This window comes from Streptomyces sp. NPDC097640 (genome assembly GCF_040302705.1).
GTDB lineage: Bacteria > Actinomycetota > Actinomycetes > Streptomycetales > Streptomycetaceae > Streptomyces.
The window spans coordinates 118,570-137,072 of record NZ_JBEOSB010000007.1 but is presented as its reverse complement, the minus strand read 5'-3'; the positions used below and the strand labels follow the sequence as shown (position 1 = coordinate 137,072).

The window sequence follows — 18,503 nt, the reverse complement described above, 5'->3', positions numbered from 1 at the left end:
AGAGGGGTGAACGACCTGGCCCGGGTCGATGGGGGTCGCCCGTTTCACTATCGCAGAGGCCCGATGCCGCGACCAACTCAATCCAAGGTGAGGTATGACACCCGCCTTGGTAATGGTGGGCAGTCGTGAGGCATTTCCTTTGCGTTGTCTTTGCGTAAGGCGGATTTTCAGAGGTCCATACCGTGACACGAATTCTTTCTTTGCCTCGCAATCCTTGGCATGGCCCTGTCGACACCCCACCATGGAACGGCGCTACGCGCGTCACACCCCCACTGTCACGGCTATGGATCCCGGGAGACCCCCCATGGAAACGCACGGCCGCACCCCGTCACGCCGTACCCTGCTGCGCTCCGGCGCCTACCTCGGCGCCGCCGCGGCGGGGCTCACCGCCGCCACGACCCCCGCACACGCCGAGGCCAGACGCGATCGCGCGGCCGTCGCCTACCCACCCACCCACTGGATCCCGGCCAGCACCTCCAACTACCGGGTCTCCAGCCGCCCCACCGCGTATCCGATCGACTTCGTCGTCATCCATGTGACGCAGGAGACGTTCCAGGACGCGATGAAGATCTTCCAGAACCCGGCCAAGCAGGTTTCCGCGCACTACATGGTCGCCTCGGCCGACGGCTACATCGGCCAGTTCGTGCGCGAGAAGGACGTCGCCTGGCACGCGGGGAACCGGGATTACAACAACCGCAGCATCGGCATCGAGCACGAGGGCTGGGTCGACAAGCCGGAGTACTTCACGGACGAGATGTACGCCTCCTCCGCGGCCCTGACCGCGGCCGTCTGCGACCGCTACGGCGTGCCCAAGACCCGGGCCCACATCATCGGCCACGACGAGGTGCCGAGCGCCACCCACACCGACCCCGGCCAGTACTGGGACTGGGACCGTTACATCGACCTGGTGAAGTCGGCCTGAGCAGCGGCCGCGCGGGCTCAGGGCCCCCGGCCCGCTAATCTGTGCGGGTCAGACAAGCGCGCAGAAGGGGCGGATCACGTGGCGGACATCGAGGCGGCGCGGAAAGCGTTCGAGCGGTACGACCTCAACGGGGACGGACTGATCAGCGCGGCCGAGTACAAGAGCGTGATGGCTCAGCTGGGGGACCCGTACGTCACGGAGCCGGTCGCCCAGGCCGTGATCAACTCCCACGACTCGAACGGCGACGGACTGCTCTCCTTCGAGGAGTTCTGGGCGGCCCAGAACAAGGACTGAACCCGGCGCCCCGGCGTCCGGGGACCGCGGTGCGTGCGGCGCGGCCGGCGGATCACCGCCAGCCGCGCCGCTGTGCGCTCGCCCGCCGCCGGCGGTCGTTGCACAGCAGACAGCGGCCGTATCCCGGCGGCAGCGGGTCGTCCTTGTCCCCGTACAGCGGGTCGACCGCGCCGCGCGGATGCTCCGGGCAGCCCGTGGCACCATGCGCCGCCCCCAGCGCCCCGGCGGCCGCGAGAGCCCGGCGCAGCGCGTCGGCGAGCTGCTCGGCCTCCTGCCCGGAGGGCGCGGCGTCCAGGGCGAAGGCGATGTCCGACGCGGTGGTCAGCGCGCTGCGGAGTTCGCGCAGGTCTGCGTAGCTCATACCGGAAGGGTAGGCGCCGCCACCGACAGCGCCCCGGGGCGCACGGACCCCCGATTCCTTCTTGCTATTCCTTCCGGGCCCAGGCGACCAGGTCGGCCTTGCTGCCGAAGCGCGCCACGTTCTTGTCCACCGGGTGCTCGGCGTACTGGTGGATCCGCCACGTCGCCTTGATGCGCGGCTCGCCCGCCGTCACGTAGTCGGCGATCCACAGCCCGTCCCCGGCGTACGACGTGGTGTCGATGTTCAGCCAGTAGGTGCGGTTGCAGTAGAGCAGCACCCGGTGGCCCGGGCGGAGCTTCTTGACCTCCCTTATGAACCGGTCCTTCTCGGCGTTGCTCGCGTGGGTGCCCTCGGAGGTGGTCTCCCAGTCCACGGCGAGCAGATCGTGCGACTGGGAGGCGCACTTCTCCACGAAATAGGCGGCCTGAGCCGCGATGTTGCCGGGCCACAGGAAGTGGTAGAAGCCGACCACGCACCCCGCCGAGCGGGCGCGGGCCGCCTGTGCGGACTGGTGTGGGTTGATGTACGAACGGCCCTCAGTCGCCTTGACGAAGACGAAGGCGAGTCCGTCCGTGTCGAATGTGCTCTGATGCGAACTGACGTCGATGCCGCGCAGCATGCTGCCTGCCTTGAGGAGAGACGGAGTGTGGGGGGAGGCTGGGGAAGAGTCTGTGTCCTTGTCATGCCCGGTGAGGGGCGGTGTGCACCGCAGACTGGGCAGGCTAACGAGGCGTCAGGCGCGGCTCAACCGGAGCGGGAGGTTTGCCCGATGCACGGGCGCGCACCTCGCCGGTCTGCTATAGCCGCTCATTTCAGCCGGTCAGAAGGCTGATCAGAAGCACGGCCGCGATCACCAGATGGGTCACGTACTGGGAGACCATGAAGGCCCGGTAGGGAGCGCGTTCTTGTCTGGTGGCGGGATGCTGACACAACCAGGAGATCCAGCCGGCACCGCACGCCAGCACCACGGCCGCGGCCAGCAGCGGCGGGTCGTATACGAGGGCGCCCGCGACGAACGCCAGGGCCACCGCCGGCGCGCAGACCGCCGTGACCGTACGCGCCGCTTTCTCGCCGCGCACCACCGCGAGCGTGCGGCGGCCGCCCTCCCGGTCCCCGGGGATGTCGCCCAGATCCTTCGCGATCGCGCCGACCAGGCCCATCCAGGCCGACATCACGACGGCGTACAGCCAGAAGCCCGGTCGCGGCTCACCGCCCGCGGCCTGCGCCCCGGCGCCGTAGGTGCACAGGCCCATGACGATCACGGTGACGGAGGAGGACCAGCTGCGCCGCTTGGCGCTGAGCGGAGGCGCGGAATAGGCCCAGCCGAGGAACAGGCCCGTGCCCACGCATAGAAAAAGCCCCAGGTCACTGAGGCTGAGAAGAAGAGCGGCCGCGGTCGCTGCGGCGATCGCCCAGCGGGCGGCGCGGGCCGGCAGCGCGCCGGAGGCCAGTGGTCGCCGCGAGCCGTTGGCCCGGTCCTCCGGGAGGTCCATGACCCCGTTGAGCAGATAGGCGGAGGCGGTCACACAGAACCAGGCGAGGGCGCCGAGGGCGATCCGGCCCCAAGGTAACTGGCCTAAGCGGTCACCGGACCCGGCCCCGAGGGCCCCGACGGCGAAGCGCGCGAGGAAGACCACCAGCACGATGGGGCGGGCCTCGCGAAGACACAGCCAGACCACCCTCCGAGCGCGGAGGATAGCTGGTGGTGACTGTGAGGCTGGTGGCATGGGGAAAAATCTAGTAGTTCGACCAGTGCCTCGAACAGACACTCGTCGACGCGATCCGGCGGATCGGGCCTCGATCCGGCCTCGCTCAGTGCTCGATGGCGAAGGCGGACAGCAGGGTGTCGATCCGCAAGCGCAGCTCGGAGGCCTCGGCACCCGCGACGACGACGGACACCATGTCGGTCGCCGCGGCGGCGTTCGCCAGCCGGACCTCGACCGACTGCCAAGCTCCGGCCAGCGGGTGCACGTACCAGCCGTTGTCCGGGGCGCTGTCGTCGGTCCCTTCGAGGCTGAGCGCCACTGCGTCCCAGTCGGTCGGCTCCCAGTCCGTGCCGACGTACCGGGACAACGAATCCATGAATGGGGAGAAGTTCCGCCGGCAGATCCACCCGTCGATGTCGTGCGCCGTCGAGGCGGAGGGCTTGTCGTTTAGGGAACTCGGACGCAGACCGTCACTCACGGCGTGTTTGTCACTGATGGTGAGGTGCACGTGCGCCCACAGGTCGAGCCGTCGGCAGGCGCTTTGGGGGTCGTATGCCGCCGTCGGCAGGTTGGGGATGCGCTTGCGCCCGGTCTCGTCCAAGCGGTACGGCACGGCGAACGCCGTGTTCCACCGCTCGATCTCGGGCGCGAAGCGCTCCTCCGCCGTGACGGCGTCCAAGTCCAGGTACTGGGCTATCTCCTCCCAACTGCTCCCGCGCTCACGCTCGTACACGACGGCGTAGGCCAGCAGCCGATCCGCGATCCGGGTCAGGCTCAGCGCCTCACTGGCGCGCCCTCCCGGGCCGGTGTACGCGTCGTACCGGGTCACCGCGAGCGTCCCGGCCGTCTGGGCCAGGGCGACGGCGCGGTCACTCACTACCAGGCGCGCCAGGGCGGACCGGGAGAGCTCGTTGCGGTCGTTGTCGTAGGGAGTCGTGTCCGTCACGCGGTACAGGGTTTCACGGGCGCGGTTTGGCTTCCGGAGGGAATCGGAGGGTGGCGGCATCCGCCGTCCACTCGACGCCGCCCCGGGCGGGGCGCAGGAAGGCGACGCGGCTGCCCGTCATTTTGTGGTCGAAGAGCAGCTCGGTGGTGGGGTGAATCGCCTGGACCACTCCTGTGCGGTCGCTGATCGGGTCGTACGCCTCCTGGCCGAGGCCGGGGGCAGTCCTTCCGGTGTTCATGCGCGTCGCCCTCCGGACTGCCGGGGCACGTAGACGGCGTGGGTGGGGTGGCGTCGGCGCAGCACCTCGTAGTCGGTCGCCTTGCTGTAGTCCCCGGCTTGCTTGGCCTGCTCGCGCAGCGCGCGGTAGTGACGGCACTGGGGGCATTGGTCGTTCATTCGGTCGCCTGTTCGGTGTTAGCTAGTTTGGGTGGATCTTTCTGACTTGGATATGCCTTGCGGGCTTTAATTACTGTGTGTACTCCAAGCGTTGCGCTGAGGGGCGGCAGGCAACAGGGGTGGCGGCACACCAAGTCGGCCTGGGGTGAGGGGAGATCCATGCGATGAGTGAGGCAACGAGCGAGGAGCAGGAGCAGGTCAGCGGACCCGCTTTTTTCGGCAAGGAGGTACGGGCCTGGCGGGCGCGGGCGGGGATGAGCCAGCGGGAGCTGGGCGAGCGAGCCAACTACGGGCAGCAGTACGTGGCGAAGGTGGAGGCGGGGGAGAGGCTGGCCAGCCGGTCGTTCGCCAAGGTTTGCGACGAGGTCTTCGGTACGCCGGGCACGTTTGCGCGGCTCCGGGAGTGGGCCAGCCTGCACGGCTATCCGGCGTGGTTCGTGCCGTACGTGCAGTTGGAGCGGCAGGCAACAGGAATCCTGGACTACTCCGCGTCTCTCGTCATGGGCATCTTTCAGACGGCTGACTATGCGCGTGCCGTCTTCCAGGCTGTCCAACCACGAGAGTCTGCGGCCAAGATCGATGTGTTGGTTGATGGGCGGTTGCGGAGGCGGGAGGTGATGGAGAAGGAGGCTCCTCCGCTGCTGTGGTGCGTCCTGAACGAGGCATGTCTACGCACAGTCGTGGGCGGGCCCGAGGTCATGAGCGAACAGTTGGCCCACCTGCTGACCGAAGCCGAGTCCCCACACATCACCCTTCAGGTACTACCGTTCGAGGTGGGGGCACCCCCAGCAGGCGACAGCTTCACTCTTCTGGCGTTCGACGAAGGGCCGAACATCGTCTACACAGACACGGCGATCGCAGGTCAGGTGATCGATGCACCGGAAGAAGTGGAACCCGCGACTGCTACGTACGACCGGCTACGGGCTGCTGCCCTGAACCCGGATGAGTCGCTGGCCGTGATCCGCAGAGTGATGGAGGAGTACACCCGATGAGGACCGCCCTCGACCTGTCCCGCGCCAAATGGGTCAAGTCCAGCTACAGCAATGGCAACGGAGGCCAGTGCGTTGAGTTCGCTCCCGACATAGCCACCACCGCCGGTGTCGTCCCCGTCCGGGACAGCAAGCACCCGGCGGGTCCAGCCCTGGTCTTCTCGGCTTCCGCGTGGGGTTCGTTCACGGCAGCTCTGCGGACCGGGGCATTCCCCACCGCTTGAGACACGGCACTCGCGGCCCTGCCGCACCGCTCAGGCCGAGGCGTCGTCATCGCCGTCGTCCGCGAGACGGCATCGCAGGATCGCGAGGTTGTTCAAGTAGGCTGCGGTGCCTGGGTGGTCGGGGCCGAGGGCGGCTTCGGTGATGGCCAATGCCCGTTGTGCCAGTGGTAGTGCGTCGGCATGGCGTCCGAGGTCGCTGAGTGTGCTGCCGAGGTTGTTCAGGTGGAGGGCGGTGTCGGGGTGGTTGGGTCCGAGGGCTGCTTCGGTGATGGCCAGTGCCCGTTCCCCCAGTGGTAGGGCTTCGGCTGGTCGCCCCAGGTTGCTGAGTGTGCTGGCGAGGTTACTCAGGCAGGTGGCGGTGTCGGGGTGGTCGGGGCCGAGGGTTGCCTCGGCCATGCCTAGTGCCCGTTCTTCCAGTGGTTCGGCTGGTCGCCCCAGGTTGCTGAGTGTGCTGGCGAGGTTTTTCAGGCAGGTGGCGGTGTCGGGGTGGTCGGGGCCGAGGGTTGCCTCGGCCATGGCTAGTGCCTGCTCTGCTAATGGGAGGGCATCGGCGGGTCGGCCCAGGTTGCCGAGTATGCCGGCGAGGTTGTTCAGGTGGAGGGCGGTGGCTGGGCGGTTGGGGCCGAGAGCTGTCTCGGTGATGGCCAGTGCCCGTTCCGCCAGCGGCAGCGCTTGTGCGGCCTGGCCATGTGCCCGCAGGTAGGAGGCCATCTGTGCCAGCACAAATACGAGGCCGGGATCGCCGTCGTTGATCTCAGGGTGGCTGACTACGGCTTGGATATGTGGCAGGAGGTCCTGCAGCAAAGGCCGGGTTCGGACCTCCTGGCGGCTGCCGGGCAGCATCGCCGCGCTCAGGAATGCCAGGGTGAGGGAGCTGGGGTGGGGCGACGCGGGTGCACTGCGGCGGGACAGCAGTCGGCGGATGCCTTGGGGACGGGCGGACGGGGTGGCGGGCGGTGTGGTGGCGCGGACGACGGTCTGGACGAGGCGGTGGACGGTGATGGTGGTCTCGGTGAGGGTGATCATGCTGTAAGCGGCCAGCAGGCCCAGAGCGTGGTCGACGCGAGGTCGAAGCTCCGGTGTGAAGCCCAGCACAGCACGGGGCAGTGGGTCTGGGGCGCAGTACGCCAGGCTGCGCAGCAGGTCCACCGCGAGCGGGCAAGCGGTCTCCACGGCGCTCAGCGTGACGCTCCACAGTTGGGCGATGGTGCGCTGTTGGGGATCTCCCGGGGCGGTGGCGGATAGGACTCTGGCCGGGTCCTGCTGGAGCCGTGCGAGGTAGTCGCCGGGGCTGGTGCGGGTCTGGGTCATATACGCGCCGGCCTGCTGCAACGCCAGTGGCAGATAACCGAGTTCGTCAGCCAGACTGGCCAGCCCTTCCGTGTCCGCGCTGTCGGTGATCTCCCGCAGAACATCCACCGCCGTCTCGGGGGTGAGTGTGTCCAGCCGAAGTGGCGTACCCAGGTCGCGCCAGGGCAGGTCGCGGCGTGTGGTGATCACGACCTGCCCGGTCGTCAGGCGCCCGAGATACGGGTCGAGGTCGGCCGGATCCTCCGCGTTGTCCAGAACCAGCAGCCAGCCGCTACGGCCCTGCAGCCAGACCACCGCCCACTGCGCCGCCTCCTCCAACGGCAGGTCCGCATGCACCGGGTTCAGCACCGTCGCCAGCCCGGCCAACCCCGCCATCACCTTGGGCGCGGATTCGGCATCAACCCACCACACAGGCCCACCGCCCGACGCCAGGAACCGCCGGGCGTGGTGCAGCACCAGCGTGCTTTTGCCCACCCCGCCCAGCCCCCGCACACTCTGCGCCACCACCCCCGCCCCAGCCGCCGGTAACGCCTCTAACGCGGCTAGCGCCTCGTCCCGGCCCCGGAACACCGCGCTGTCCGGCGTGGGCAGGTTGTTCACGCGCGCTACCGCGTCATCCGGTATGGCAGCGGCTCCCACACTGCCCGCAGGCAGGACCACCGTCCGGTACTCGATTTGGTTGTGATCGCCGGTCGCGACCACCCCGGAATTGCTCCCCGCCGCAGCCGAGCGGCCCCCAGACGCGGACGGCGCGATCTCCTCGCTCACCGCTGAACCGTGCCTCCGTCACCCGTCACGATGGCACCCGAGTTGTCCACCACGGCCACCGACCGCTCCCCGGACGCCGTAGGCCCACCCGCCCCCGCCCCAGGCGACGGCGGCGCGGGCGGCGGCGGAGCCGGGGACCCGGACAGCGAGGACACCCACGCCACCAGCACCCCGGCCACCACAGCCCCCGCCCCCGCGCCCGTCCCGATGCGCTCGGGCCGGTCCCAGGGCAACACCAACTCGCCCAGCCACACGAACAATCCGAACACCGCCAGCGACGCAACCCCCGCCAGCAGCCACCGCTTCCACGTGCTCACCTGACGCCCCCTCACGCCGTCGAGACTTTCCATACTGGCACGCAACAGCGCGCGGGGGCGGTCTCGCCGCTTACGCGTCGTCCACCGAACCCCGGGCGCGGCGCCATGCGCCATCGGCCAGCAGCCGCAGGCCGTTGAGGCCGACAATCACCGTGGAGCCCTCGTGGCCCGCGACACCCAGCGGCAGGGGCAGGGTCCCGGCCAGGTCCCAGATGACTAGGCCCGTGATGAAGGTCCCGGCGATGACCAGGTTCTGTACCACCAGGCGGCGGGCGCGGCGGGAGAGCGCGACCACAGTCGGAATCGTGGCCAGTTCGTCGCGTACGACCACCGCGTCGGCGGTCTCCAGCGCGAGGTCGGAGCCCGCGCGGCCCATGGCGATGCCGGTGTGGGCGGCGGCCAGGGCCGGGGCGTCGTTGACGCCGTCGCCGACGACCAGCACCTTTCGTCCGGCGGTCTCCAGTTCCTTCACCGCCGCCACCTTGTCCTGCGGCAGCAGGCCCGCCCGTACGTCCGCGATGCCGACCTCGTCGGCCAGACGCGCGGCGGCGCGCGGGTTGTCGCCGGTGAGCAGGACCGGCGCCGTACCGCTGAGCGCGGCCAGGGCGGTGACCGTGGCGGCGGCCTCGTCGCGGAGGCGGTCGGCGATGCCCAGTACGCCGACCGGGGCGCCGTCCACCAGTACCAGGACGGCGGTGCGGCCCTCGCTCTCCAGCTGCTCGGCGAGCGCGGCGGCGGGGTGGTCGGCGCGGCCGTCCAGGAGCCGGGCCGGGCTGCCGACCGCGACCGTCTTGCCGTCGACACGAGCGGTCACACCCGTACCGGGCGCGGAGGTGAAGTCCTCGGCGGGCGGGAGGGCGAGTTCACGGTCGCGGGCGGCGTCCACGACGGCGCGGGCCAGGGGGTGCTCGCTGGGGTGCTCGGCCGCCGCCGCGAGCCGTAGCAGCGCGTCCTCGGTGAGGCCGGAGGCGGGCAGCGGGCGGATGTCCGTGACCTTCGGGGTGCCCTCGGTGAGGGTGCCGGTCTTGTCCAGCGCAACGGCGTCGATCTGCCCGAGGCGCTCCATCACCACGGCGGACTTGACCAGTACGCCGTGGCGTCCGGCGTTGGCGATGGCGGACAGCAGCGGGGGCATGGTGGCCAGCACCACCGCGCAGGGAGACGCGACGATCATGAAGGTCATGGCCCGCAGCAACGTCGGTTGCAGGGCGGCGCCGAAGACAAGAGGGAGCGCGAACAGCGCGAGCGTGGCGGCGACCATGCCGAGGCTGTAGCGCTGCTCGACCTTCTCGATGAACAGCTGGGTGGGGGCCTTGGTTTCGGCGGCCTCCTCGACCATGGCCACGATGCGGGCGATCACCGAGTCCGACGGGTCGCGCTCGACCTTGACCCGGAGCGCGCCGGTGCCGTTGAGCGTGCCGGCGAACACCTCGTCGCCGGTCTCTTTGGCCACCGGCAGGGGCTCGCCGGTGATGGTGGCCTGGTCGACGTCGCTCGCCCCGTCCAGCACCCGGCCGTCGGCGCCGATGCGCTCCCCGGGTCGCACCAAAAGCGTGTCGCCCACGCGCAACTGCTCGGTGGGTACGGTCTCCTCCCCGCCGTCGTCGGCGAGGCGCGTGGCGGTGGCTGGGGCGAGGTCGAGCAGGCCGCGTACGGAGTCGGCGGTGCGGGCGGTGGCGATGGCCTCCAGCGCGCCGGAGGTGGCGAAGATGACGATCAGCAGGGCGCCGTCCAGTACCTGGCCGATGGCCGCCGCGCCGAGTGCGGCGACGACCATGAGCAGGTCCACGTCGAGGGTCTTGTCCTTGAGTGCCTGGAGGCCCGCCCAGCCGGGCTCCCAGCCGCCGGTGACGTAGACCAGCGCGAACAGCGGGCCCCACGCCCACCCCGGCGCGTCCAGCAGATACAGCGGCAGCCCGATCAGGAACAGGGCGAGCGCGGCGGCCGCCCAGCGGGCCTCGGGCAGGGCGAAGATCCGCGTACGGCGCTTGGGTGCCACCGCGTCGCGGGTGGCGCCGGGGGCGGGGCGGGTGAGCGTGGACGTCATCGCGGCAGTGGTCCTTCACGGGCGGGAGTAATCGCATCCGACGTCACCACCGTAACAGGAATAGATGAACAAGGATTCATGCATTCGGGGAGTCGTACGATGACGCCATGGGTCATGGAGCCGCATCCCCTGCCAGCACCGTCCCCCGTGCGCGCCTGGACGCGGCCGGCGCCGCCAAGGTGGCCACCACCTTGCAGGCCCTGGCCACCCCATCCCGCCTGCTGATCCTCGCCCGGCTGCGCGAGGGTCCCCTCGCGGCGACCGAGCTGGCCGCCGAGGTGGGCATGGAGCAGTCGGCCTGCTCCCACCAACTCCGCCTGCTGCGCAACCTCGGCCTGGTGACCGGCACCCGCAAGGGCCGTTCCGTGGTGTACACGCTGTACGACAACCACGTCGCCGAACTCCTCGACCAGGCCCTCTACCACGTGGAGCACCTGCGCCTCGGCATGAGCGACACCCCGGCGAGTGCGGCGGAGTCCGAGGGTGACGCGGCGCCCGACGCGAGCGCCTGACGGGGCCGGGGCGGCGCATATGCGCGAGCAGATCGCGCCCGATCTGTACGACTCCTGGTCCGAGGAGCAGTGCGCGGGCATTGAGGTCGTGGACGGGATGGTCGTCGTACGCCCCAGCGCGTCCAAGCGGCACAACCGCCTGGCCCGGATCCTCGCGAACGCCCTGGAGGTCGCCGCGGGGCCTGACTGGAACGCCGATACGGACTTCGATGTACGGCTTCAGGACGTGCCGCTCACCAATCGCCGTCCGGACGTCGTGGTGTACCGCGCGGAAACGATCGACATCACGCCCACCCGCCCCGAGCACGTGCTGCTGGTCGTCGAGGTCGTGTCCCCGGGGTCGGAGACCACTGACCGGATCGTGAAGGTGGAGCAGTACGCGACGGCGGGAATCGCCTTCTACTGGCGGGTTGAGCAGGCCGCCAATGGCGTTCCACTGGTGTACACCTACGTCCTCGACCCGGCGACCAGGACCTATCGGGACGGGGACGTGTTCACCGGCGTGGTGAAGGTCGCGGCTCCGTTCCCGGTGGAGATCGACCTCGGCCAGATCTAGCGCCTCGCTCAGGGCCCACTCTGCCGCTCGGTGCAGGCGACGCACCGCTCTGCGTGGGGCATGGCCATGACCCGTTCCCGGGCGATGGGGGCGCCGCAGGTGGCGCAGGTGCCGAAGGTGCCGTCCTGGATGCGGGTGAGCGCGGCGAGGGTCCGTTCCAGGAGGGTGGTGGCGGTGTCGATGCGGGTGTGCAGTTCCTCGATGGCGAGGGTGGTCGCGCCGACGTCCGCGGCGTCCAGGGCGCAGTCGCGGCGGAGGTCCGACTCGGTTTCCCGCGCGGCGGCGATCTCCGCGCGGAGGCGGTCCCGCTGATCGGACAGCTTGGCGGCCGCTTCCTCGAGATCGTGTGGCCCGAGTGGGCTTTCGCGCGGGGGCATGCCGTTCATTGCCAGGCCGTTCCCGCCGTCAGCCGTCCGCGTGTCAGGACCGCGGGGTGTGCCATCAGCATGGGGCCTCCTTCGAGCGCGGAATCGATACCGCAGTGAGCGCTCCCTCGGATACCCGCGCGGCGAAGGCATATGCCCGCGCTCCGGGACGGGGGGCTACCCGTCACTCATGGCCTGCTCCTGGCGGGCACCCTGAAAAGACCGTTCGGCAACCTGGCCGAGGCTATCCATGCGGACGGTGAACGGCTCTCCGGCGGAGGGAGCCGTGACGGTCAGGGTGAGCCTCGTCAGCCGCTCTCCCCACGACTCGCGCAGCAACGGGTCGTCGAGGTCACGGTGTTCGAGCTGAGCGGTGGCGCGCTCCGGATCCCAGCTGATCAACAACGAGTGCCCGTCGACGGTGACCTGTGCACGCCCCTCCGCCAGTTCGACGTCTCCGGCCAGGACGTGCCGGAGCAGTACCGGGGCGGCGGGGTGCGGGGTCCAGTGGTCTTCGATCAGGACGTGGGCCGGGGTGTCCGGCGTGGCGCGTATCAGCCGCAGGGACCGGTGCCAGGTCTGGACGAGGCCCGCCGGGTATGCCCCGGCGAGTTCGGCGTGCAGGGCGGCCGTGGCGGGGGTGAGGTCGACCCGTACGTCGTGCGCTGCGTGGGCGGCGCCCGGTTGTTGGGGGGCGCCGGGCTCGGGGACGTTGTGCCAGGCGCTCTGGAGAGGCCAGGCCTGGTAGCGGTCGGGGCCGAAGCTGGCCGCGGTGTACGTGGGTTGGCCGATGTCGACGACCAGCGGGCGGCCGTCGAGGGCGACCCAGTACGAGCCCACGTCGAGGTGGTTGTGGCGCTCGCCGTTGTGTCCCGCCTTCGCCGCCAGGGTCAGCCCGGCGGCGGTGCCCGCGGCCTCCCTGGCGACGAGCACCTGGACCCGGGGCAGCCAGGTCTCCCGTGCCGCCCAGGGGGCATCAGCGTCAGCCGCATCGACAGTGGCCAGGGCATCGCGCCAGCGGGGGTCGCGGAGTCCGGCCAGGGCTCGGCCAAGGCCCGCCCGGGGCCGTACCGCCGGGCCGCCGCGGGCGCAGGCCAGGGCGTGGGCGCGGATCTCGGGGTCGGCCAGCCGCTCGCCCCACTGGAAGAGCATGTGCCAGGGCTGGTCGGCCCACAGGCGGGCGGGGGCGTCACCGGCGTTGACGTACCAGTCGCCGGCGAGGTGCATGCGGTGCGGGAACTTGCCGAGCGGGCCGAACACCGGCAGGTCGCGGGCGTCGAGCGCGGCGCCGCCGGCGTCGGCGAGCAGGTCGAGGGCCTCCAGCAGCCGGCCGGCGCCCTGCCACCAGTAGGCGACGCCCTCGTCGATCCCGCCGTCGTCGGGGAGCACCGCGAGGTAGTGGTCCAGGCCCTCGACGACGAGCCGGACGAGCCGCGCCCGCCGCTCCTCGTCCTCGGTCAGCAGGAGGGCCGCGGCGAGCACCGCCCCATGGATCCAGGGGTTCCAGTTGTGGGCGTCCCCGTCCAGGCCGATCCAGTGCCAGTCCCGGGTGCGCTCGAACGGCGTCAGCACCCGCACGTCCGCCTCGCGCCGAAGTCGCCTGCGCAGCCCGGGGACCCGGGTGTCCAGATGCGGGCCCAGTACGTGATCGGCCCAGGCCAGCAGGGACACCACCTCGGCGGCCCCCAGGTCGAGGAACGGCTCGTCCGGGTCCGGCAGCACCTCGCCGCGGGCCGTGGTGAAGCGGTCGTGCGGCGCCCAGCACCAGGTGCTGGTCTCGGCCAGCGCCATCAGCGCGTCAGCCGCGGCGTCCAGATACGGGGCGGCCCCGGGCGGGGCGTCGGCCGGGGCCACCTCGCCGGTGAGCGTGGCGGCGAGCACGAGCAGCGTGGCCCGCTCGCGCAGCCGCCGGGCGGAGTCCTCGTACGCGGTCCGTACGCCGTCGCGGAACGTCCGCGCCCAGGCGGAGGCGGTCAGGACCGGTGCGGTCCGGCGGAGTTCGGCCGCGGCCTCGTCCAGCAGCGCCTCGCGCGTGGCGGCGTCCACCGCCTCCCACACCGGGCGCGCGGTGACGTCGGGGACGGGCAGCCGCGCGGGGGCGTCGCGCAGGAGCTCGACGAGTGAATCGGGGTCGGAAGAGGGGCTCAGAGCGGGGGCCAGCCGACTCCGGAGGGAGCGGTACGCGGGGGAAACCGGCTCCGGCTCTACCAGGCCCATTATCTCTCCTGATCGGTTCTGTTCGGATTCGTTGACTCGGGACTATGTCACGGGGTGAGGTGGCAACGCCATCCATCCACCACCCACCAACCCCACTTCCGGAGGAAGCAGTGTCGCCTGACGAGGACCGGGACCTCGCCCCGTACACCGGTTGGACCAGGGCGCACTGGACCGCGCTCGCCGACCGGATGCTCGCCGCCACCCACCCGTACGCCTCCCCGGAGGGGGCCCGGATCGACCTGCCCGGCCCGGCCAGTCGCAACGGTGCGACCTCCGACGGCCTGGAGGGCTTCGCCCGCACCTTCCTGATCGCCGGTTTCCGCGTCGCGGGGGAGCGGGGCGCGGACCCCGGCGGTCTGCTGGAGCGGTACGCGCGCGGCCTGGCGGCGGGCACCGACCCGAACTCGCCCGAGGCCTGGCCCCGCCCCGACCAGCTCGGGCAGGCCAAGGTCGAGGCCGCCTCCCTCGCCCTGGTGCTCCAGCTGACCAAGCCCTGGCTGTGGGACCAACTGGACGACGGGGTGCGCGAGCGGGTCGTCGCCTGGCTGGGGACCGTCGTCGGGCAGCCCTATCCGCCCATCAACTGGGTCTGGTTCAGGATCGTCGTCGAGTCGTTCCTGCGGGAGGCGGGCGGGCCGTGGTCGGCCGCCGACATCGAGGAGGACCTGGCCGTCCACGCCTCGCTGCGCCGGCCGGGCGGCTGGCTCAGCGACGGGCAGGAGCGGGCCTTCGACCACTACACGGGCTGGGCGCTGCACCTGTACCCGCTGCTGTGGACCCACCTGTTCGACGTCACCGGCACCCTGTGCCCGCCGGCCCTCCGCGAGACCTGGGGCGCCGACCTCGCCCGCTACCTCGATGACGCGGTGCGCCTGGTCGGCGCGGACGGCTCCCCGCTGCTGCAAGGACGCAGCCTCAGCTACCGCTTCGCCGCCGCCGCGCCCTTCTGGGTCGGCGCGGTGACGGGGGCGGGCGGGCAGCCGCCCGGACTGGTGCGCCGGGCGGCGTCCGGCATCGTCCGGCACTTCACCGACCGGGGAGCCCCCGACCGGGACGGGCTGCTCAACCTTGGCTGGCACGCAGCCTGGCCGACGATGCGGCAGTCCTACTCCGGGCCCGGCTCGCCGTACTGGGCGGCCAAGGGCCTGCTCGGCCTGATGCTGCCCGCGGACCACCCGGTGTGGACGGAGCCGGAACTCCCGTTGCCGGTGGAGACGGGGGACGTCGCGCGGGTGGTCGCGGCCCCCGGGTGGCTGGTCTCGGCACGGCGCCGCGACGGCATCGCGGTGGTGCTCAACCACGGCACCGACCACGCGCGTCCCGGCGACACCAGCGCGGACTCGCCGCTGTACGCGCGGCTCGGCTACTCCACCGCCACGGTGCCCCCGCTGACCGCCGCGTCGGCGGCGGACCCGGTCGACAACGCGGTCGTGCTGCTCGACGACACCGGCCGGGCCAGCCACCGCACCGGGTTCGAGACGCTGTTCGCCCGCGAGCTCCCCGGCGGTGTGCTGGCCGCCGCCTCCCGGGGGCCGGTGCGCTGGGTCGACAGCGGCGCCGACGACTCGCCCGACCACGGCTCCGGCCGGACCGGGCCGACGACGCCCGGGCCCGTGGTCACCGTGGCCTCGGTGCTGCGCGCGGGGGTTGAGGTCCGGCTCGTCCGAGTGGACGCCCCGGCGTCGGGGGACGGTCCGGCGCCGGACCCGGATCCGGCGTGGGACTGCGTACGGATGGGCGGCTGGCCGGTCGCCGCCGACGCCCTGCCCGGGACCCGGGTGGGCGCCGGCCCGGCGGACGCGGCGCCGTACGCCGAAGCGCGCACCACGTCGTTGCGTTCGTCGCTACGCGGGCTATGCGGCCTGCGGCTCGGCGGAGTCGCCATCGGGAAGGACGACAGCCCTCTCGGCGCCCGGACCGCGACGCCGTGGCTGGCCACGGACGGCGTCCCGTACGGCGAGGTGCTCGCGGCCGCGGTGACCCTCGAAGGTGAGGGCGAAGACCAGACCGGGCCCGACCCCGTCGTCTTTGTCCGCCCAGGGCCCGACGGCGCCGACCGGGCCCGGCTGACCTGGCCGGACGGCCTCACCACCGAGGTCGAGCTGCCCTCCGGCCCGTAGCGCGCGCGGCGGCCGCCGTCACACGGCCCGCGCCCGCTTGACCGAGGAGTCGCGGAGGATCAGCTCCGGCAGGATGGCGACGCGCTGCGCCGGGCGGCGCTTGCCCTCCATGAGCCGGGACACCATCATCTCGACCGCGACCCGGCCGACCCGGGCCTTGGGCGGGCGGACGGCCGTCATCGCGGGCTCCGCGAGATGGGCCACCTCGTCGTCGTAGCTGACCAGAGCCATGTCGTCCGGGATCGAGACCCCCCGTTCGGCGAGGTACTGGGCGACCGACATCGCGTCGGGGTCGCTGTGCACGATCAGCGCGGTGATCCGGGATCCGCGGCACCGGTCGAGGATGCCCTCGATGATCTGCCGGTGGCCGGGCTGGTCGAGGGCCACGCTCTCGCGCACCACCAACTCGCTGGGCAGATCGAGTTCCGTGCACGCCTTCAGCCAGCCCTGGGCGAGGTGGGTCGAGTGCGGGCTGCCCTTGGACAGCACCAGACCGATCCGGCGGTGGCCGTGCTCGTGGAGGTGGCGTACGGCCATCTCCATGCCGAGCGCGTGGTCGCTGCGCACCCACTCCAACTGGCGCGGGGTCGGCGTCCACTGCGAGGTCTGGCGCTCCACGAGGATGGTCGGCACCGGCAGATTGCCGATCCAGTCGAGCAACTCGTCGACGCCGTTGCCCTCGAGGTTGGGGGCGAGCAGCAGCCCCTGCACCTGCTTGGCCTCGATCAGCCGGCTGATCTGGCGGCGGTCCTCGGCCTGGTTGTAGCTCGACCCGCGCAGTTGGAGCTGGACGCCGAGCCCGGCGGCCGCCGCGCGTGCGCCGCTGACGATCGACGGCCAGTAGAAGTCCAGGGAGGGCACGACCATGCCGATGGTGAAGGGCGTCGACGTGGGGCGGGGCCGGCGGGCCGGGGCCTGGTCGAGGTCGGTCGGCAGGGTGGCACCGCCGTGCACCTTGGTGAGCAGGCCGCGGGCGGCCAGGGCGGTGATGTCGCGCCGTACGGTCAGTTCGCTGACGTCGAGCATTTGGGCGAGGTCACGCACGCGCACGGTGCCGTGCCGGCGCAACTCGTCCATCAGCCGTTCCCTGCGTTGAAGGGCGAAAGGTCGGTCTGCGCTCATCGGGCCCCCTCGGTCGACGGCCTGATGGCCTGTTCGAGTCTGAACGAATCGCTTCGATTGTGTTCGCTCTATAGCGAATCTGTGCTGCTGACCACTATCCCTGTTCCAACGTGTTCGACGGGTTCCAATGTGTTCTACGCAACACGGGATTTAGCAGGACATAACAACTTCGCGCCAGATGGCAACGGTGCCGGTCCAGACCGGCCTAGGGAAGGACTCGACGCCCGTGCAGGCGAAACCCCAAGCGCTGGTCGTCATGGACAGGCAGAGCTTCGACGCGCACTTCGACTCCGCCCGCCTCGCGCGCCTCGCGGAACTGGTGACCCTGGGCGACCCGGTCTGGGCCGACGACCTCGACCAGCCGGCCGTGCGGGCGCGACTGGCGGAGGTGGAGGTCATGCTGACGTCCTGGGGCGCGCCGACGCTGACGCCGGAGCGGGTCGCCGCGGCCCCCGCGCTGCGGGCGGTGCTGCACTGCGCCGGGAGCGTACGGGGCCTGGTCGGCGAGGAGGTGTGGCGCCGCGGGATCCGGGTGACCAGCGGCGCGGACTCCAACGCGATCCCGGTCGCGGAGTACACGCTGGCGGCCATCATCTTCGCCGGCAAGAAGGCCCCGTTCCTCGCCGCCGACGAGGACCGCGCCTACCAGGGCTGGGGCACGGTGACGGGGTACGGCGACCTGTCGAACTTCGGCCGGACCGTGGGGATCGTGGGCTTCTCGCGGATCGGCCGCAAGGTCGTCGACCTGCTCAAGATCCTCGGGGACACCACCTGCCTGGTCGCGGACCCTTACGCGGACGCGGAGGAGGTGAAGCGCGCCGGCGCCACCCTGGTCCCGCTGGAGGAGATGCTTCCGCGCGTCGACGTACTGTCCCTGCACGCTCCCGAACTCCGGGAGACCCACCATCTGATCGGCGCCGACCAGCTCGGTCTGCTCCCCGATCACGCGACGGTGATCAACACGGCGCGCGGCAGCCTCATCGACTCCGAGGCGCTCGCCGCCGAGTGCGCCTCCGGACGCCTCTTCGCCATCCTCGACGTCACCGACCCCGAGCCCCTGCCCCTCGACTCACCGCTGAGGCGCCAGGCCAGCGTGATGATCACCCCGCATATCGCAGGCTCGCTCGGCACGGAGATCGGGCGACTCACCGACCACGCCATGGACGAGCTGGCCCGGTGGATCGCGCGACAGCCCCTCCAGTCCGAGATCACGGCGGAGGCGCTGGCGCTCGGCCTGAGCGCCTGAACCCCTGCCCCCCCAGGACACCTCGCAACACCCACCCCCCCGTAACGCCCCCCGCAACACACCCCTCATCACAAGGAGCCGCTC

At 71.3% G+C, this 18,503-nt stretch carries 20 protein-coding genes; 9 read left to right on the top strand and 11 right to left on the bottom strand.

What is annotated here, in order from left to right; genetic code table 11:
• Positions 1–304: 304 nt before the first annotated feature.
• Entirely contained in the window at positions 305–922 is a 618-nt protein-coding gene (locus tag ABTY62_RS12950; protein WP_352129471.1) for an N-acetylmuramoyl-L-alanine amidase, read from the top strand.
• Between the two features lie 78 nt (positions 923–1,000).
• Complete coding sequence (locus ABTY62_RS12945; protein ID WP_352129470.1) at positions 1,001–1,216, top strand: EF-hand domain-containing protein; 216 nt, start codon at positions 1,001–1,003, stop codon at positions 1,214–1,216.
• Positions 1,217–1,268: 52 nt separating this feature from the next.
• On the opposite strand, the gene ABTY62_RS12940 is transcribed toward ABTY62_RS12945, so the two are convergent.
• The 6 genes from ABTY62_RS12940 to ABTY62_RS12915 all read right to left on the bottom strand — a co-directional run bounded on the left by ABTY62_RS12940 (position 1,269) and on the right by ABTY62_RS12915 (position 4,625).
• Positions 1,269–1,577 carry a hypothetical protein gene (locus ABTY62_RS12940; protein ID WP_352129469.1) on the bottom strand — a complete coding sequence of 103 codons (309 nt, stop codon included), beginning with the start codon at positions 1,575–1,577 and terminating at the stop codon, positions 1,269–1,271.
• A gap of 64 nt (positions 1,578–1,641) precedes the next feature.
• On the bottom strand, positions 1,642–2,196 hold the full coding sequence (locus tag ABTY62_RS12935) for a GH25 family lysozyme (protein WP_352129468.1): 555 nt from the start codon (positions 2,194–2,196) through the stop codon (positions 1,642–1,644).
• Positions 2,197–2,389: 193 nt separating this feature from the next.
• Positions 2,390–3,256 carry a UbiA family prenyltransferase gene (locus ABTY62_RS12930; RefSeq protein ID WP_352129467.1) on the bottom strand — a complete coding sequence of 289 codons (867 nt, stop codon included), beginning with the start codon at positions 3,254–3,256 and terminating at the stop codon, positions 2,390–2,392.
• Positions 3,257–3,389: 133 nt separating this feature from the next.
• Positions 3,390–4,229 carry a hypothetical protein gene (locus ABTY62_RS12925; protein WP_352129466.1) on the bottom strand — a complete coding sequence of 280 codons (840 nt, stop codon included), beginning with the start codon at positions 4,227–4,229 and terminating at the stop codon, positions 3,390–3,392.
• Positions 4,230–4,242: 13 nt separating this feature from the next.
• Entirely contained in the window at positions 4,243–4,467 is a 225-nt protein-coding gene (locus ABTY62_RS12920) for a hypothetical protein (protein ID WP_352129465.1), read from the bottom strand.
• Positions 4,464–4,625, bottom strand: a complete 162-nt coding sequence (locus ABTY62_RS12915; RefSeq protein ID WP_352129464.1) for a hypothetical protein — start codon at positions 4,623–4,625, stop codon at positions 4,464–4,466. Before ABTY62_RS12915 ends, ABTY62_RS12920 begins: the two co-directional genes overlap by 4 nt.
• Positions 4,626–4,789: 164 nt before the next feature.
• Here ABTY62_RS12915 and ABTY62_RS12910 point away from each other — a divergent pair, with 164 nt between their 5' ends.
• Together ABTY62_RS12910 and ABTY62_RS12905 are read left to right on the top strand one after the other, a co-directional pair.
• Positions 4,790–5,617, top strand: coding sequence for a helix-turn-helix domain-containing protein (locus ABTY62_RS12910; protein ID WP_352129463.1), 828 nt, complete (start codon positions 4,790–4,792; stop codon positions 5,615–5,617).
• Positions 5,614–5,838: a DUF397 domain-containing protein gene (locus ABTY62_RS12905; RefSeq protein WP_352129462.1), complete on the top strand. Its 225-nt coding sequence runs from the start codon at positions 5,614–5,616 to the stop codon at positions 5,836–5,838. The genes ABTY62_RS12910 and ABTY62_RS12905 overlap by 4 nt, the downstream gene beginning before the upstream one ends.
• A gap of 30 nt (positions 5,839–5,868) precedes the next feature.
• Here ABTY62_RS12905 and ABTY62_RS12900 read toward each other — a convergent pair whose 3' ends face one another.
• On the bottom strand, positions 5,869–7,917 hold the full coding sequence (locus ABTY62_RS12900; protein ID WP_352129461.1) for a tetratricopeptide repeat protein: 2,049 nt from the start codon (positions 7,915–7,917) through the stop codon (positions 5,869–5,871).
• 30 nt (positions 7,918–7,947) lie between these two features.
• Here ABTY62_RS12900 and ABTY62_RS12895 point away from each other — a divergent pair, with 30 nt between their 5' ends.
• Entirely contained in the window at positions 7,948–8,238 is a 291-nt protein-coding gene (locus ABTY62_RS12895; RefSeq protein WP_352129460.1) for a hypothetical protein, read from the top strand.
• Positions 8,239–8,304: 66 nt separating this feature from the next.
• On the opposite strand, the gene ABTY62_RS12890 is transcribed toward ABTY62_RS12895, so the two are convergent.
• On the bottom strand, positions 8,305–10,281 hold the full coding sequence (locus ABTY62_RS12890; protein ID WP_352129459.1) for a heavy metal translocating P-type ATPase: 1,977 nt from the start codon (positions 10,279–10,281) through the stop codon (positions 8,305–8,307).
• A 107-nt stretch (positions 10,282–10,388) separates the two neighbouring features.
• Between ABTY62_RS12890 and ABTY62_RS12885 the strand changes: the two genes are divergently transcribed.
• The gene (locus ABTY62_RS12885) at positions 10,389–10,793 is read left to right on the top strand and encodes an ArsR/SmtB family transcription factor (protein ID WP_352129458.1); all 405 of its coding nucleotides are present in this window, start codon (positions 10,389–10,391) and stop codon (positions 10,791–10,793) included.
• Between the two features lie 19 nt (positions 10,794–10,812).
• Positions 10,813–11,349, top strand: a complete 537-nt coding sequence (locus ABTY62_RS12880; protein ID WP_352129457.1) for a Uma2 family endonuclease — start codon at positions 10,813–10,815, stop codon at positions 11,347–11,349.
• A gap of 8 nt (positions 11,350–11,357) precedes the next feature.
• Here the strand turns inward: ABTY62_RS12880 and ABTY62_RS12875 are convergent, their stop codons facing one another.
• Both ABTY62_RS12875 and ABTY62_RS12870 read right to left on the bottom strand, forming a co-directional pair.
• Positions 11,358–11,726 carry a TraR/DksA family transcriptional regulator gene (locus ABTY62_RS12875; RefSeq protein ID WP_352129456.1) on the bottom strand — a complete coding sequence of 123 codons (369 nt, stop codon included), beginning with the start codon at positions 11,724–11,726 and terminating at the stop codon, positions 11,358–11,360.
• Positions 11,727–11,891: 165 nt separating this feature from the next.
• Positions 11,892–13,931: a heparinase II/III domain-containing protein gene (locus ABTY62_RS12870; protein WP_352129455.1), complete on the bottom strand. Its 2,040-nt coding sequence runs from the start codon at positions 13,929–13,931 to the stop codon at positions 11,892–11,894.
• A gap of 110 nt (positions 13,932–14,041) precedes the next feature.
• Between ABTY62_RS12870 and ABTY62_RS12865 the strand changes: the two genes are divergently transcribed.
• Entirely contained in the window at positions 14,042–16,051 is a 2,010-nt protein-coding gene (locus tag ABTY62_RS12865; protein WP_352129454.1) for a DUF2264 domain-containing protein, read from the top strand.
• A gap of 18 nt (positions 16,052–16,069) precedes the next feature.
• Here ABTY62_RS12865 and ABTY62_RS12860 read toward each other — a convergent pair whose 3' ends face one another.
• Complete coding sequence (locus tag ABTY62_RS12860) at positions 16,070–17,173, bottom strand: substrate-binding domain-containing protein (protein WP_352129453.1); 1,104 nt, start codon at positions 17,171–17,173, stop codon at positions 16,070–16,072.
• A 226-nt stretch (positions 17,174–17,399) separates the two neighbouring features.
• Here ABTY62_RS12860 and ABTY62_RS12855 point away from each other — a divergent pair, with 226 nt between their 5' ends.
• Positions 17,400–18,419 (top strand): hydroxyacid dehydrogenase, encoded by a 1,020-nt coding sequence (locus ABTY62_RS12855; RefSeq protein WP_352129452.1) that lies wholly within the window; start codon positions 17,400–17,402, stop codon positions 18,417–18,419.
• The last annotated feature ends 84 nt before the right edge of the window (positions 18,420–18,503 follow it).

Excerpts from the sequence above, each read along its gene's own strand:
- ABTY62_RS12950 (WP_352129471.1), top strand. The coding sequence starts at position 305 with ATGGAAACGCACGGCCGCACCCCGTCACGCCGTACCCTGCTGCGCTCC.
- ABTY62_RS12940 (WP_352129469.1), bottom strand. The coding sequence starts at position 1,577 with ATGAGCTACGCAGACCTGCGCGAACTCCGCAGCGCGCTGACCACCGCG.
- ABTY62_RS12935 (WP_352129468.1), bottom strand. The coding sequence starts at position 2,196 with ATGCTGCGCGGCATCGACGTCAGTTCGCATCAGAGCACATTCGACACG.
- ABTY62_RS12920 (WP_352129465.1), bottom strand. The coding sequence starts at position 4,467 with ATGAACACCGGAAGGACTGCCCCCGGCCTCGGCCAGGAGGCGTACGAC.
- ABTY62_RS12915 (WP_352129464.1), bottom strand. The coding sequence starts at position 4,625 with ATGAACGACCAATGCCCCCAGTGCCGTCACTACCGCGCGCTGCGCGAG.
- ABTY62_RS12910 (WP_352129463.1), top strand. The coding sequence starts at position 4,790 with ATGAGTGAGGCAACGAGCGAGGAGCAGGAGCAGGTCAGCGGACCCGCT.
- ABTY62_RS12905 (WP_352129462.1), top strand. The coding sequence starts at position 5,614 with ATGAGGACCGCCCTCGACCTGTCCCGCGCCAAATGGGTCAAGTCCAGC.
- ABTY62_RS12895 (WP_352129460.1), top strand. The coding sequence starts at position 7,948 with ATGGCACCCGAGTTGTCCACCACGGCCACCGACCGCTCCCCGGACGCC.
- ABTY62_RS12890 (WP_352129459.1), bottom strand. The coding sequence starts at position 10,281 with ATGACGTCCACGCTCACCCGCCCCGCCCCCGGCGCCACCCGCGACGCG.
- ABTY62_RS12885 (WP_352129458.1), top strand. The coding sequence starts at position 10,389 with ATGGGTCATGGAGCCGCATCCCCTGCCAGCACCGTCCCCCGTGCGCGC.
- ABTY62_RS12880 (WP_352129457.1), top strand. The coding sequence starts at position 10,813 with ATGCGCGAGCAGATCGCGCCCGATCTGTACGACTCCTGGTCCGAGGAG.
- ABTY62_RS12875 (WP_352129456.1), bottom strand. The coding sequence starts at position 11,726 with ATGCCCCCGCGCGAAAGCCCACTCGGGCCACACGATCTCGAGGAAGCG.
- ABTY62_RS12870 (WP_352129455.1), bottom strand. The coding sequence starts at position 13,931 with ATGGGCCTGGTAGAGCCGGAGCCGGTTTCCCCCGCGTACCGCTCCCTC.
- ABTY62_RS12860 (WP_352129453.1), bottom strand. The coding sequence starts at position 17,173 with ATGAGCGCAGACCGACCTTTCGCCCTTCAACGCAGGGAACGGCTGATG.